The organism is Streptomyces misionensis (genome assembly GCF_007896895.1).
Taxonomy (GTDB): Bacteria; Actinomycetota; Actinomycetes; order Streptomycetales; family Streptomycetaceae; genus Streptomyces; species Streptomyces misionensis_A.
On record NZ_VOGW01000197.1, the window covers coordinates 42,272 to 54,830 of the forward strand.

The 12,559-nt window shown below is 73.5% G+C and carries 11 protein-coding genes; 7 read left to right on the forward strand and 4 right to left on the reverse strand.

What is annotated here, in order from left to right; all coding sequences use genetic code 11:
- Positions 1-24: 24 nt before the first annotated feature.
- Together FRZ03_RS36045 and FRZ03_RS36050 are read left to right on the forward strand one after the other, a co-directional pair.
- Positions 25-438, forward strand: a complete 414-nt coding sequence (locus FRZ03_RS36045; protein WP_146469276.1) for an SsgA family sporulation/cell division regulator — start codon at positions 25-27, stop codon at positions 436-438.
- 149 nt (positions 439-587) lie between these two features.
- Positions 588-2,612, forward strand: coding sequence for a phosphocholine-specific phospholipase C (locus FRZ03_RS36050; RefSeq protein WP_146469277.1), 2,025 nt, complete (start codon positions 588-590; stop codon positions 2,610-2,612).
- Here FRZ03_RS36050 and FRZ03_RS36055 read toward each other — a convergent pair.
- Both FRZ03_RS36055 and FRZ03_RS36060 read right to left on the reverse strand, forming a co-directional pair.
- Entirely contained in the window at positions 2,602-3,627 is a 1,026-nt protein-coding gene (locus tag FRZ03_RS36055; protein ID WP_146469278.1) for a Gfo/Idh/MocA family protein, read from the reverse strand. The genes FRZ03_RS36050 and FRZ03_RS36055 overlap by 11 nt on opposite strands.
- 80 nt (positions 3,628-3,707) lie before the next feature.
- Positions 3,708-4,802, reverse strand: a complete 1,095-nt coding sequence (locus tag FRZ03_RS36060; protein ID WP_146469279.1) for a baeRF3 domain-containing protein — start codon at positions 4,800-4,802, stop codon at positions 3,708-3,710.
- Between the two features lie 412 nt (positions 4,803-5,214).
- Between FRZ03_RS36060 and asnB the strand changes: the two genes are divergently transcribed.
- A complete protein-coding gene (gene asnB, locus FRZ03_RS36065; protein WP_146469280.1) occupies positions 5,215-7,056 on the forward strand; it encodes an asparagine synthase (glutamine-hydrolyzing) in 1,842 nt (613 codons plus the stop codon).
- On the opposite strand, the gene FRZ03_RS36070 is transcribed toward asnB, so the two are convergent.
- Both FRZ03_RS36070 and FRZ03_RS36075 read right to left on the reverse strand, forming a co-directional pair.
- Positions 7,043-7,573 carry a DUF4232 domain-containing protein gene (locus FRZ03_RS36070; protein ID WP_146469281.1) on the reverse strand — a complete coding sequence of 177 codons (531 nt, stop codon included), beginning with the start codon at positions 7,571-7,573 and terminating at the stop codon, positions 7,043-7,045. The two genes, asnB and FRZ03_RS36070, sit on opposite strands and share 14 nt — an antisense overlap.
- Positions 7,574-7,653: 80 nt before the next feature.
- Entirely contained in the window at positions 7,654-9,261 is a 1,608-nt protein-coding gene (locus FRZ03_RS36075) for an alpha/beta hydrolase (RefSeq protein WP_146469282.1), read from the reverse strand.
- Positions 9,262-9,545: 284 nt separating this feature from the next.
- Between FRZ03_RS36075 and FRZ03_RS41085 the strand changes: the two genes are divergently transcribed.
- From FRZ03_RS41085 to FRZ03_RS36095, 4 genes are all read left to right on the forward strand, one after another.
- Positions 9,546-10,223 (forward strand): chaplin, encoded by a 678-nt coding sequence (locus tag FRZ03_RS41085; RefSeq protein ID WP_146469283.1) that lies wholly within the window; start codon positions 9,546-9,548, stop codon positions 10,221-10,223.
- 129 nt (positions 10,224-10,352) lie between these two features.
- Complete coding sequence (locus FRZ03_RS36085) at positions 10,353-10,874, forward strand: hypothetical protein (RefSeq protein ID WP_186785804.1); 522 nt, start codon at positions 10,353-10,355, stop codon at positions 10,872-10,874.
- On the forward strand, positions 10,871-11,725 hold the full coding sequence (locus FRZ03_RS36090) for a GNAT family N-acetyltransferase (RefSeq protein ID WP_146469284.1): 855 nt from the start codon (positions 10,871-10,873) through the stop codon (positions 11,723-11,725). The genes FRZ03_RS36085 and FRZ03_RS36090 overlap by 4 nt, the downstream gene beginning before the upstream one ends.
- A gap of 49 nt (positions 11,726-11,774) precedes the next feature.
- Positions 11,775-12,557, forward strand: coding sequence for a GNAT family N-acetyltransferase (locus tag FRZ03_RS36095; RefSeq protein WP_146469365.1), 783 nt, complete (start codon positions 11,775-11,777; stop codon positions 12,555-12,557).
- Positions 12,558-12,559: the final 2 nt, after the last annotated feature.

Genomic DNA, 12,559 nt, shown 5'->3' on the forward strand with positions numbered 1-12,559 from the left:
CGCCCCGGCGGACTCCTTAAAGGCATGGAGACCACCATCGAACTACCCGCGCTCGCCCGGCTGATCACCGCGGAGGACCGGGAGATCCCGGTCACGGCCACCCTGCGCTACACCGCGCGCGAACCTCTGGCCGTCTTCGTGGACTTCCCCGCGGAGGCCGCCCTGGAGGGCGAGGAGGTCAGCTGGACCTTCGCGCGCTCCCTGCTGGACCAGGGGCTGCGCACCCCCGCCGGGCGCGGCGACGTCCAGATCTGGCCGTACGGCCGCACCCGGACCGTACTGGAGTTCCATTCGCCCTTCGGTCTCGCCCTGCTCCAGTTCCCCACCTCGACCCTGCGCCGCTTCCTGGTGCGCAGCTACGGGGTGGTGGCGGTGGGGCAGGAGGACATGGCGGCGGTGGTGGAGCGGGGGCTGACGGCCCTGTTCGGCGGGGTGTGAGCGGCCTCCCGGGACCTCGCGCGGCACACCGGCGCCTTTGAACATTGTTCACCTTCGCCTCACGCCCCGGGTATGGACCCCGCCGACCCGGGCGGGCACCCTGGCCCGCGGTGTGCCGCTGGGGCACTCCCGTGACCGAGGGCGGGCGAATGACACCGATCAGCCGTAGGGGATTCGTGGGGCTGGGCGCTTCCGTGGCGGCGGGGGTGGCGCTGGGCGCCACCGCGCGCCCGGCAGCGGCGGCCGCCACCACGGCGACCGGCACGATCAAGGACGTCAGGCACGTGGTGATCCTCATGCAGGAGAACCGCAGTTTCGACCACTACTTCGGCCGCCTGAAGGGCGTGCGCGGCTTCGACGACCGCAGCGGCATCACCCTCGGCGGCGGCTACTCGGTCTTCAACCAGCCGAACCTGTCGACCCGTCAGTACCCGTGGAAGCTCAGCGCCACCCCGCCGGTGGCCGGCCAGGACGGCGAGACCCTCGCCCAGTGCAACGGCGACCTGCCGCACTCCTGGTCCTCGCAGCACTCCGCGTGGAACAAGGGCCGCCTGGACAACTGGGTCGCGGGCGTGGGCAACGTCCGCTCGCTCGGCTGCCTGGACCGCTCGGACATCCCCTTCCACTACGCGCTCGCCGACAACTACACCATCTGCGACGCCTATTTCTGCTCCACCCTGAGCGCCACCGGGCCCAACCGCACCTACCTGTGGAGCGGCAAGGTCGACTCCTCCAGCAACGACGGCGGCGACGAGTCCGGCCTGACCTGGCAGACCTACGCCGAGTCGCTCCAGGCCGCCGGGGTCAGCTGGAAGGTCTACCAGAACGCCTCGGACAACTACGGCGACAACGCCTGCGCGTACTTCAGCAGGTTCACGGGCGCGCGGCCGGGCGACCCGCTGTACGACCGGGGCATGTCCTCCGTGCCGAAGGCGACCGGCTCCACCCCGGACGACATCGCCGCCGCCATCAGGGCCGACGTGCTGGCGGGCACCCTGCCGCAGGTCTCCTGGGTGGTGGCCAACCAGGCCTTCTCCGAGCACCCCTACGCCCCGCCCGGCGACGGCGCCCACTTCGTCAACCTCGTCTACCAGGCCCTCGCCGCCGACGAGGCCGTCTTCGACTCCACCGTCCTGTTCCTCAACTACGACGAGAACGACGGCTACTTCGACCACGTGCCCCCGCCGTCCCCGCCCGCCGGCACGGCCGGCGAGTTCCTGAACGGGGTGCCGTACGGCTTCGGCTTCCGGGTCCCGATGATCGTCGTATCGCCCTGGACGCGCGGCGGCTGGGTCTCCTCGGAGGTCTTCGAACACACCTCGGTGCTGCGCTTCCTGGAGACCTGGACGGCCGCCCTCGGCACGCCCGCGACCTGCCCCAACATCAGCGACTGGCGGCGCAAGGTGAGCGGCGACCTCACCGGCGTGTTCGACTTCGCCCACCCGGTGAACGGCCCGGTGTCCCTGCCCGCGACCAGCGTCATCGGCATCGGCAACTGCACCTCGCTGCCCAACCCGGTGCCCACCGACAACGCCCTGCCCGCCCAGGAGCCCGGCACCCGGCCGGCCCGCGCGCTGCCGTACCAGCCGGGCGGGTACCTGGACCGGCTGGAGTTCGGCGCGGGCGGCAAGATCCTCGCCTGGTTCGTGATGACCAACCAGGGCGCCCCCGCCACCCGCGCGGCCCACTTCTCCATCCACCCCAACGCCTACCGCGACACCACGCCCTGGCAGTACACGGTCGACGCGGGCGGCACCGCCTCGGACTACTTCAACATCGGCTCCGGCTACGGCGACGGCAAGTACGACCTGACCATGATCGGCCCCAACCGTTTCCTGCGCCGCTTCCGGGGCGACGCCACCAAGGCGGGCAAGTCCGCCGAGGTGAGCACCCGTTACGCGGTCGAGCCGGGCACGGGGAAGCTCGCCGTCTACTTCCGGATGGCCAACTCGGGCGGCGCGCCGGTGACGTTCACCATCACCTCCGGCCACTACCGCGGCGACGGCCCCTGGACCTACACCGTCGCCGCCGGAGCCTCGGCGGAGGACTTCTTCAACGCCGTCGCGTACTCGGGCGGCTGGTACGACTTCACGGTGACCGTCGACTCGGACCCGACCTGGTCGCGCCGGTTCACCGGACACCTGGAGACCGGCGGCCCCGGCGTCAGCGGCTGACCGAGGCGTACAGGTCCGGGCGCGGCGCCAGCTCGACGGCCACCCGGTCGCCGGTCTCCAGCGCCCGGACCCCCGCCTCCGCGACGACGGAGGCGGCGTAGCCGTCCCAGGCGCCGGGCCCGGTGACCCGTCCGGCCCGGGTGGCGTCGACCCAGTCCTGCACCTCGCGGTCGTAGGCGTCGGCGAAGCGGACGAGATAGTCCCGCGCCACCTCCCGGCGGGCGCTCGCGGCCGCGGTGACCAGCATGGAGCGGTCCTCGCCGATCCGCGCGGCGCCCGCCTCGCACACCGCCTCGCAGCGCACCTGGTAGCCGAAGCCGCAGTTGACGAAGACCTCGACGTCGACCAGGGCGCCCCGCTCGGTCTCGAACAGCACGAACTGCGGATCGATCAGTCCCTCCGGGGCGCCCTTCGAGGACACCGGGCGGCGCACGGTCACCGCGGTCAGTTCCTCGCCGAGCAGCCAGCGGGCCGCGTCGATCTCGTGCGAGACCGAGCTGTTGATCAGCTGGGCGCTGGTGAACCCGGGCGGCGAGGAGACATTGCGGTGGACGCAGTGCAGCAGCAGCGGCCGGCCGAGCGTGCCCCCGTCCAGCAGCGCCTTCAGCCGCCGGTACTCGGCGTCGTACCGGCGCATGAACCCGATCTGCGCGAGCCGCCGCCCGAGCCGGGCCTCCGCCTCCACGACGCGCAGCGCACCGGCCGAGTCCGGCACCATGGGCTTCTCGCACAGCACGGGCAGGTTCCGCGCGAACGCGCCGAGCAGCGCGGCCTCGTGCGCCGGGCCGGGGGAGGCGATCAGCACGGCGTCCACGCCGGGCGCGTCGAGTGCGGCCTCGGGATCGGTGTGCACGGTCACGCCGGCCAGCCCCGCCACGGCCGCCTCGGCCCGCCCGGCGTCGGGGTCGGCGACGGCGGCGACCCGGGCGCCGCTGACCACCCGGTCCAGGCGCCGTATGTGATCGGCCCCCATGTGCCCGGCCCCCAGCACCGCCACACCCAGCAGCTCACCCATGCGCGCGCTCCCTCGCCTCGACGATCACGCGTAGCGTACGTCGCGGGGGGAGCGCGCCCTCAAGCCCAGGTCCGGCGGGGTCAGAACCGCAGCACCCCCGCGATCCCGTCCTCCTCGCCCAGCGTGCCGTCGGGCACGAAGCGGACCTCGGCGCCGGTCTCCAGGCACTGCTCCACGATCTCGTCCACGATGTCGTCGCGGGCGTCCAGGTCGCCGGGCTCGGCAGGCACCAGGTGCTCGCCGTCGTCGCGGACCACCGCGCGGAAGCCCTCCTCCACGGCGAGCAGCCGCACCCGGCCCTCCCGGGCGCTCTGCCACAGCTCGTCCAGCCCGGCCGCGAAGGTGCGGTGGCCGCGCGCGGAGGTCAGTTCCCGGACCACGCTGTCGGTGTCCTTCGCGGCCTCCTCCTCCAGGACCGGCCGGATGGCCTGCCACACGGCGTCAGGACTGGAGTGGGCGAGCCCGCCGTGCGCCACGTGCACGGCGTCCTTGGCCACGCTGCCCACCTCGTCCAGGAAGGAGAGCGCCGCCCGTTCCCCGGTGACGTAGAGCCGGCGCGGCTGCTCGCGCAGGACCGCGGCCATCGCGGTGTCCACCTCGCGCAGGAACTGGCGGGTGCCCTCGTCGCGGAAGGTGCTCGGCAGGTCGCCGATGCGTTCCTGCCGCTCGGCGTCGAAGTTCTCCCGGCTGCGGACCAGTGGGAAGCCCCCGGTGTGGACCTCCACCACCCGGTCCACGCCGCCGCTCCACAGGGTGACCTGGTCGGCCGAGACCGACAGCACCCAGAAGGGCCGCTCGGACACCTGGGCGGCGACCAGATTGCGGGTGAGGAAGGTGTCCGCGAGCACCACGCGCTCGGGGACGCTGCGGGCCAGCGACCAGACCTGGTGCTCGCCCGGCGCCGCGAAGATCACCAGGCCGTCCTCGGCATGGGTGAGGTCCACCTCGGCGAGCGCGCGGTCGAGCTGGGCGTCGACGTCGGCGCGCCGCTCGCGGGTCACGGACGGATCGGCCTCCAGGCGCTTCCTGGCCTCGGCCAGCACATTGCGCAGCCGGACGGGGTCCTGGTCGCTCCCGGCGCCCCGGCGGTGCGTCGGGGTCAGCACGGACACCGCCGGATAGGGCCGCGGACGCCGAAGTTCGGCAAGGGTTGCGGGACTCAGTGCGTGCTCCATGACAGCACCATAGGGCCGATTCACATGTACGGCATTCGGGGTATTCGGGACTTCTGACATCGTCGCCCGCGACGGTCGGCGGCGCGGTGGCCGGTCCCTGGAGGTGCCGGGATGGTTTCTGATCGCGAATCCGAGAGCGAATGCATACTTGGGGAATTTTTTGCCTCTGGCCGGTTCCTGTCGGCTCCGGCGCGACGGCACGGCCGTTTCCGCATTTCGCGGAGGCAAAAAGCGGCTGAAATCATCGGCCGGGCACTCCCGGCCGTGTTACGGCCACGTTGACCGACGGCGGCGGCTGACGGACGCTCGTTATATAGGTGCTCGATACAACTGGTTCGCCGGCCGGCCCCGGCCACCGCGAAAGCACAGGTGAGCGGGGTGCCGGAGGCCGACCGGAGGCAGGAGGTAGCGCATGTGCGGCATCACCGGATGGGTTTCCTTCGACCGCGACCTGACCGCCGAGGCCACCACATTGCATGCGATGACCGAGACGATGGCCTGCCGCGGCCCGGACGACCGCGGCGTCTGGGCCGAAGGCCCCGCCGCCCTGGGTCACCGCCGGCTCGCCATCATCGACCTGCCCGGCGGGCGGCAGCCGATGTCCCTCGACACCCCCGAGGGCACCGTCGCGCTGGTCTACTCCGGGGAGACCTACAACTTCACCGAGCTGCGCCGGGAACTGACGGACCGCGGCCACCGGTTCACCACCGACTCCGACACCGAGGTGGTCCTGCACGCCTACGTCGAATGGGGTGACGCGCTCGCCGAACGCCTCAACGGCATGTACGCGTTCGCCATCTGGGACGGCCGCCGCGACAAGCTCGTGATGATCCGTGACCGCATGGGCATCAAGCCGTTCTACTACTACCGGACCCCCGACGGCGTGCTGTTCGGCTCCGAGCCCAAGGCGATCCTCGCCAACCCGCTGGTCCGCCCCCGCGTCACCCTCGACGGCCTGCGGGAACTGCTCGTGCTGATCAAGACCCCGGGACACGCCGTCTGGGACGGCATGCGCGAGGTGGAGCCCGGCACGGTCGTCACCGTCGACCGCTCCGGACTGTCCACCCGCGTCTACTGGCGCCTGGAGACCCGCCCGCACGAGGACGACCGGGACACCACCATCGCCACCGTGCGCACACTCCTCGACGACATCGTGCGCCGCCAGCTCGTCGCCGACGTGCCCCGCTGCACCCTGCTCTCCGGCGGCCTCGACTCCTCCGCGATGACCGCCCTCGCCGCCCGGCAACTGGCCGACCAGGGCGAGAAGGTCCGCAGCTTCGCCGTCGACTTCGTCGGGCAGGCCGAGAACTTCGTCGCCGACGAACTGCGCGGCACCCCGGACACCCCCTTCGTGCACGACGTGGCCCGGCTGGCCGGCACCGACCACCAGGACATCGTCCTCGACGCGCAGGCCCTCGCCGACCCCGCCGTGCGCGAGCAGGTCATCCGCGCCCGCGACCTGCCGGCCGGCTTCGGCGACATGGACGCCTCGCTGCTGCTCCTGTTCCGCGCCATCCGGCAGAAGTCCACGGTGGCCCTGTCCGGCGAGTCCGCCGACGAGGTCTTCGGCGGCTACCTCCAGTTCTTCGACGAGGACGCCCGCCGCGCCGACACCTTCCCCTGGCTGGTGCGCTTCGGCCGCCACTTCGGCGACGACTCCGACATGCTCCGCGCCGACGTGGGCAAGTCCCTGGACCTGGAGGGATACATAGCCGACGGCTACCGCACCGCCGTCTCCGCCATCGAACGGCTCGCGGGCGAGAGCGACTTCGAGTACCGCATGCGGCAGATCTGCCACCTGCACCTGACCCGCTTCGTGCGCATACTCCTCGACCGCAAGGACCGGATGAGCATGCGGACCGGCCTGGAGGTGCGGGTGCCGTTCTGCGACCACCGCCTGGTCGAGTACGTGTTCAACACCCCCTGGGCCCTGAAGTCCTTCGACGGCCGCGAGAAGAGCCTGCTGCGCGAGGCCAGCAAGGACGTCCTGCCGCAGTCGGTGTACGACCGGGTCAAGAGCCCCTACCCGTCCACCCAGGACCCGCAGTACGCGCGCGCCCTCCAGGACCAGGCCAAGGACCTGCTCGCCCGGCCCTCGCACCGGATCTTCGACCTGGTGGACCGGGACCGGCTGAAGAAGGCCGCCGAACGCGAGGCCCCGGTCAGCAGCCAGGCCGCCCGGCGCGGCCTGGAACGGACCCTGGACCTCGCGCAGTGGCTGGACATCTACCAGCCGGAGCTCATCCTCGGCTGAGCCCCAGCGCCCGGTCCGCGGCCGCCGCCGACGGCTGCCACCACGTCGTCACCGGCTCCCAGACCGACACCTGGGCGCCGGTGCCGAGCCGGGCCGGGCCGAAGACGCGGCCCCAGCGGCCCGCCCAGTCACCGACGGTGACCGACCGCGCCCGGCGGGCCTGCGGATCGGACGTGCGCACGATGGTGCGCACGTCGGCGTGGACGGTCTCGCCCGCCGCCAGCCGCAGCCGCCCCGTGCCGCCGGCCGGCAGCGGCAGCGCCGCCCCGTCCAGGCCGCCGAAGGTCACCAGTGGCACCCGGTCGACGGCACAGGCACGCCCGCCGACGTTGGTGGCGCTGACGCGCACCACGGTCGGCCGGCCCGGCACGGTGCTCGCCCGCAGCTTCAGCGCGCCCTGGACACAGGGCAGAGGTCGCGGGCTCGCGGTGGCCGCGTGGGCCGGCGGCGCGGTCAGCAGCAGGGCCGCCGCGGCGGCCGAGGCGGTGGGTACGGCGATGGCGGCGCGGATGCGCATGATGGTGTCCCTCCGTCGCGGTCACGGCCGCCGGGCGGCGGCCGCTCCCGTCATGGGTCGGTGCGTTCGGTCGGTACGGTTCAGCCGGTGCGGCCCGGGATGGCGCTCCACTCCTTCCCGTCCGCCGGGCAGGAACTGCCGTTCGCGGGCAGGGAGCCGTAGAGCAGGAAGTCGTCGACCCTGCGGTGCACACACACCGAGGAGCCGTATCCGGTGTGGCCGTCACCCTTGTTGTCGAGCACCACGGCCGACGGGCCGAGCCGCCGGGCGGTCTCCACCGTCCACGGGTACGGCGTCGCCGGGTCGCCGCGGGTGCCCACGAGCAGCATCCGCGCCGTGTCCACGTCCTTCACCCGCTCGCGGATGAAGTCGGTGCCCCTGGGGCGGCCGTAGCACATCAGCAGCTGGGTGAGCCGGTAGCGGCCGAAGACCGGGGACGCCTGGTCGTACTCGGCGCCGAGCCGCCTGAGGTCCCCGGCGATCCGCGCGGCACCGGGCCGGTCGGGGTCGTCCGCGCAGTTGATCGCCATCAGCGCGGCCCGCAGATTGTCGGGCGGCACGTCCTGGGGGTCGGCCAGACCGGCGCCGGCCGGTGCCCGGCGGCCCGCGCCCTTCGTCAGGCCCGCGCCGGGTGTGGCGAAGGCCAGGATGCCCCGGGGGTCGCCGTCCCGTGTCACCGAGGTCAGCGCCCGCTCCAGCGTCGGCCACGAGGTCCTGCTGTACAGGCCCTGCACCAGCGCGGCCACCAGGTCCTGGCCGGAGAAGGGGTCGCCGCCCTCCGTGGTGACCGGGCGCCGGTCCAGCGAGCGCACCAGCCGGACCACCTCGTCGCCGGCCGCGCGCCGGTCCCGCCCGAACGGGCAGCCGGCGCTCCCCACGCACCAGTCCAGGAAGTCGTCCAGCGCCGCCTGCTGCCCCTGCGCGCCCGCGATCCCCTGCTCCGCGAGCGACTCGGTCAAGGTGTCCACGCCGTCCAGGGCCATCCGGCCGACCTGGTGCGGGAACTGCGCCGCGTAGACCGCGCCCAGCCGCGTCCCGTAGGAGAAGCCCAGGTAGTTGAGCTTCTTCTCGCCGAGGGCCTGCCGGATGACGTCCAGGTCCCGGGAGGCGTTCACGGTCCCTATGTACGGCAGCACCGCACCGGAACTGCGCGCGCACGCGACGGCGGCCCGCCGCAACTGCCGCAGCAGTGCCTGGGGGTGGGCGAGGTCGGCGTCGGCGCCGGTGACGCCCGCCGCCTGGTCCTCGTCGCCGCAGCTGACGGGGGAGGAGCGGCCGACCCCGCGGGGGTCGAAGGTGACCACGTCGTAGCCGTTGGTCAGATCCATGAACTGCTTGCCGTCGTACGCCAGTTCGTTGATGCCCGCGCCGCCGGGGCCGCCGAAGTTCAGCACCACGGAATGGTGCGAGGCGCCCGTGGCGCGGTAGCGGGCCAGCGCGATGTCGAGCGTGCCGGCGGCGGGCCGGGCGTAGTCGAGCGGGACCGTCACCTTCCCGCACTGGAGGTCCTTCGGCATGTCCGGGCCCGCGCAGGCGCCCCAGACCACCGTCTGCCGGTAGAACCGGGTGAGGTCGGGGCGGACCGGCGCCGCGGTCGCGGGCAGGGCGGAGCCGAGCAGCGCCAGGGCGAGGACTCCGGTACCCGCACAGCGCCGCACGGCGGACCGCGTGCACAGCTTGGCCAGCATCGATAGCCTCCCGGGGCGCCCGCAGCGGACCGGGACGGCGCCCTCTCGCTCACCATAAGTGGGCCCCGGGCGGCCCGCCTCCGGACGGGCGGAACGCCGTGCGGTGCCGTATGCTCCCGCGCCGGCCGGGACCCCTTTGTCGATCATTGTCGGCTTTACCGGCAGTTCGACGTTCATGCCACTCGATGGGGTGAAAGACCGTTGAGCCATAACTCGGCTGGTTCCGCCGCGTTTTAGGTGGTGCGGGTGAGTACCCGCGAACATGTCTGGAAGGCAGGGAACCAATGAGACGGGCTACCCGAAACGGTGTGATCGTCACCGTCGCCGCCTCCGGCGCGATGGCGCTGGCGTGGCCGGTGTCCGCCGCGTTCGCGGCCGACGGCGCGAGCGCCGACGGCGTCGCGGCCGGCTCGCCCGGACTGATCTCCGGCAACGGCATCCAGCTGCCGGTGGACGTCCCGGTGAACGTGTGCGGCAACACGGTCGACGTCGTGGGACTGCTCAACCCGGCCATGGGCAACAGGTGCGCCAACGACGCGGGCGGCACCGGTGGCGGAGCGGGCACCTCCGGCGGGGCCGTGGCCCACGGCGGCGCCGCGCATTCCCCGGGGGTGATCTCCGGCAACGGCGTCCAGCTGCCCGTCGATCTGCCCGTCAACGTCAGCGGCAACAGCGTCGACGTGGTGGGACTGCTCAACCCGGCCATGGGCAACACCTCCGTGAACGGCGGCGGCGAGATTCCGCGGCACCCGGTCACGCCCACGCCCGAGCCGCCGGCCCCCGTCCGGCACCACCCGGCCCGGCCGGCGCCGCACGCCCCGCGCCCCGCACCGGAGCCGGCGGCCGGCACGCTGGCCCACACCGGCGCGGACCTAACCGCCCCCGCGGCGGCCGCGAGCGCGGCGCTCCTGCTCACGGGCACGATCCTCTACCGCCGCTGCCGTCCGGCCCGCGGCCGCTGACCCCCCACCACGTCCCAGGCCTCCACCGGCCACCGGGCCCCCACCGTCCGCCACCGACCGGACGCCGGCCCGGTGGAGCCTCACGGCGACACCGAACTCCCCTACCGGGGCGGGCAGTAGAGTGACCGGGTGACGGACGGCATACGACGACGATGGCGAACGCTGTCACCACGCACGCGTGCGCTCCTCCTCGTCCACGCCGCCGGATTCCTGGAGGGCACCGGCACGCACGCCGCCGACCTGGCACAGCGCGGCCTGCACGCCTACTCCTCCTACGCGCTCCCGGCCCAGGTGTTCTTCGTCGCGCTGATCGTCCTCGACCCGCTGGTCGCCGTCCTGGTGCTGGGCGCTCGTCCGGTGGGAGTGCCGCTGGCGGTTGCCGTCATGGCGGCGGACGCGTTCGCCAACTGGTTCGTCAACTGGTCCTGGCTGTGCGCCGACTGGTCGCGGCTGCTGCGGCCCGTGGGCCTGCTCCCCATCACCCTCTTCGCGCTGTTCGTCCTCGCGACGTCCCGCCCTCTGTGGCGCGCGCTGTCGGCCGATCCTGCCGTGGCGTGGGCGCCGCCGATCCGGGAGGATGCTCCGGACGGTCCGCCGAAGGGCCGTACGGACCACGGCAGTCAGCCCCGACGGAACGGAGCGCACCGATGACCTCTTCCGCCCCCCAGGACCTCGTCGTCACCCAGGCCGGCCCCGCCGACTGGCCGGTGATCAGCGGGTGGGCGGCTGCGGAGGGCTGGAACCCCGGGCTGTCCGACGGGCCCGCGTTCTTCGCTCAGGACCCCGAGGGCTTCTTCCTCGGCCGGATCGACGGGGAGCCGGTCTCGGCCGTCTCCGTCGTCAACTACGGCGCGGACTACGCCTTCCTCGGCTGCTACCTCGTCCGCCCCGACCTGCGCGGCCAGGGCCACGGCCTCACCACCTGGAAGACCGCCCTGGCCCACGCCGGGAACCGTACGGTGGGCCTGGACGGAGTCGTCGCCCAGCAGGACAACTACCGCCAGTCCGGCTTCCGGTTCGCCTACCGCACCATCCGGTACACCGGCACCGCGCCCGAGGCCGCCGTGCCCGCCGGAGTCCGGCCGGCCGGCCCCGCCGACCTCGCCGCGATCACCGCCTATGACGCCGCCTGCCATCCGGCCGACCGGCCCCGCTTCCTCGCCGAGTGGCTCACCGCCCCCGGCCACCGCGCCTTCGTCCGCCACGACGGCGGCCGCCTCACCGGCTACGGCGTCATCCGCCACGGCCACGACGCCCTGCGCGTCGGCCCGCTCCTCGCGGACACCGCCGAGGACGCCCGCGCCCTGTTCACCGCGCTGACGGCCGAGGCCGCCGGCCGCGAACTCGCCGTCGACGTCCCCGAGCCCAACGCCGACGGCATCGCCCTCGCCGAAGCGGCCGGCCTCGCCCCGTCCTTCGAGACGGCCCGCATGTACACCGGCCCCGTCCGCCCCCACGCCCAGGAACGGGTGTTCGGCGTGACCACCCTCGAACTGGGCTGACGCGCAATTCCGTTGCCGCACCCACTCCCGCGTGATCGAGTGGGCCGCCATGGAGAGAGACGAGATCCTCGCCCTGTACGACCGGGCCCTGCGCGAGCACGCCGCACCCGACGGTCCCGGCGCCCGCGTCGAGCGGGCCGGGCGGGTGGTACGGCAGATCGCGGCGCACGGCTGGAACGGAGTGCTCTGGTCCGCCCTCGACGAGAGGGGCGCGGACGAGGCGATCCGGGAGCAGATCGCCCGCTTCACCGCCCTCGGCCACGACTTCGAGTGGAAGCTCCACGGCCACGACCGGCCCGGCGACCTCGGCGCCCGGCTGACCGCGGCCGGGTTCCGGGCCGAGCCGACCGAGACACTGATGATCGGCGAGATCGAACGGCTCGACCTGTTCACCGGCCTCCCCGACGGGGTACGGCTGGTGGAGGCCACCGACGCGGCCGGGGTGGACCTCGCCGTGGCCGTGCACGAGCGGGCCTTCGGCACCGACGGCAGCGCCCTGCGCCACCACCTGCTCGACCGGCTGGCCGCCGACCCCGGCACGGCGGCCGCCGTCGTCGCGCTGGCCGGCGACGAACCCGTCAGCGCCGCCCGGCTGGAACTCGTCCCCGGCACCCCGTTCGCCGGGCTGTGGGGCGGTGGCACCGTCGAGGCCTGGCGGGGGCGGGGCCTGTACCGCGCCCTCGTCGCCCACCGTGCCCGCGTCGCCGCCGCCCACGGCCGCCGCTACCTCCAGGTCGACGCCTCGCCCATGAGCCGCCCCGTCCTGGAACGCCTCGGCTTCCTCGCGCTCACCACCACGACGCCGTACCTGTACGAACAGCCCGGCCGCTGACG

Coding starts and splice junctions, on each gene's coding strand:
- FRZ03_RS36050 (WP_146469277.1), top strand. CDS start 588: ATGACACCGATCAGCCGTAGGGGATTCGTGGGGCTGGGCGCTTCCGTG.
- FRZ03_RS41085 (WP_146469283.1), top strand. CDS start 9,546: ATGAGACGGGCTACCCGAAACGGTGTGATCGTCACCGTCGCCGCCTCC.
- FRZ03_RS36055 (WP_146469278.1), bottom strand. CDS start 3,627: ATGGGTGAGCTGCTGGGTGTGGCGGTGCTGGGGGCCGGGCACATGGGG.
- asnB (WP_146469280.1), top strand. CDS start 5,215: ATGTGCGGCATCACCGGATGGGTTTCCTTCGACCGCGACCTGACCGCC.
- FRZ03_RS36070 (WP_146469281.1), bottom strand. CDS start 7,573: ATGCGCATCCGCGCCGCCATCGCCGTACCCACCGCCTCGGCCGCCGCG.
- FRZ03_RS36075 (WP_146469282.1), bottom strand. CDS start 9,261: ATGCTGGCCAAGCTGTGCACGCGGTCCGCCGTGCGGCGCTGTGCGGGT.
- FRZ03_RS36090 (WP_146469284.1), top strand. CDS start 10,871: ATGACCTCTTCCGCCCCCCAGGACCTCGTCGTCACCCAGGCCGGCCCC.
- FRZ03_RS36060 (WP_146469279.1), bottom strand. CDS start 4,802: ATGGAGCACGCACTGAGTCCCGCAACCCTTGCCGAACTTCGGCGTCCG.
- FRZ03_RS36045 (WP_146469276.1), top strand. CDS start 25: ATGGAGACCACCATCGAACTACCCGCGCTCGCCCGGCTGATCACCGCG.
- FRZ03_RS36095 (WP_146469365.1), top strand. CDS start 11,775: ATGGAGAGAGACGAGATCCTCGCCCTGTACGACCGGGCCCTGCGCGAG.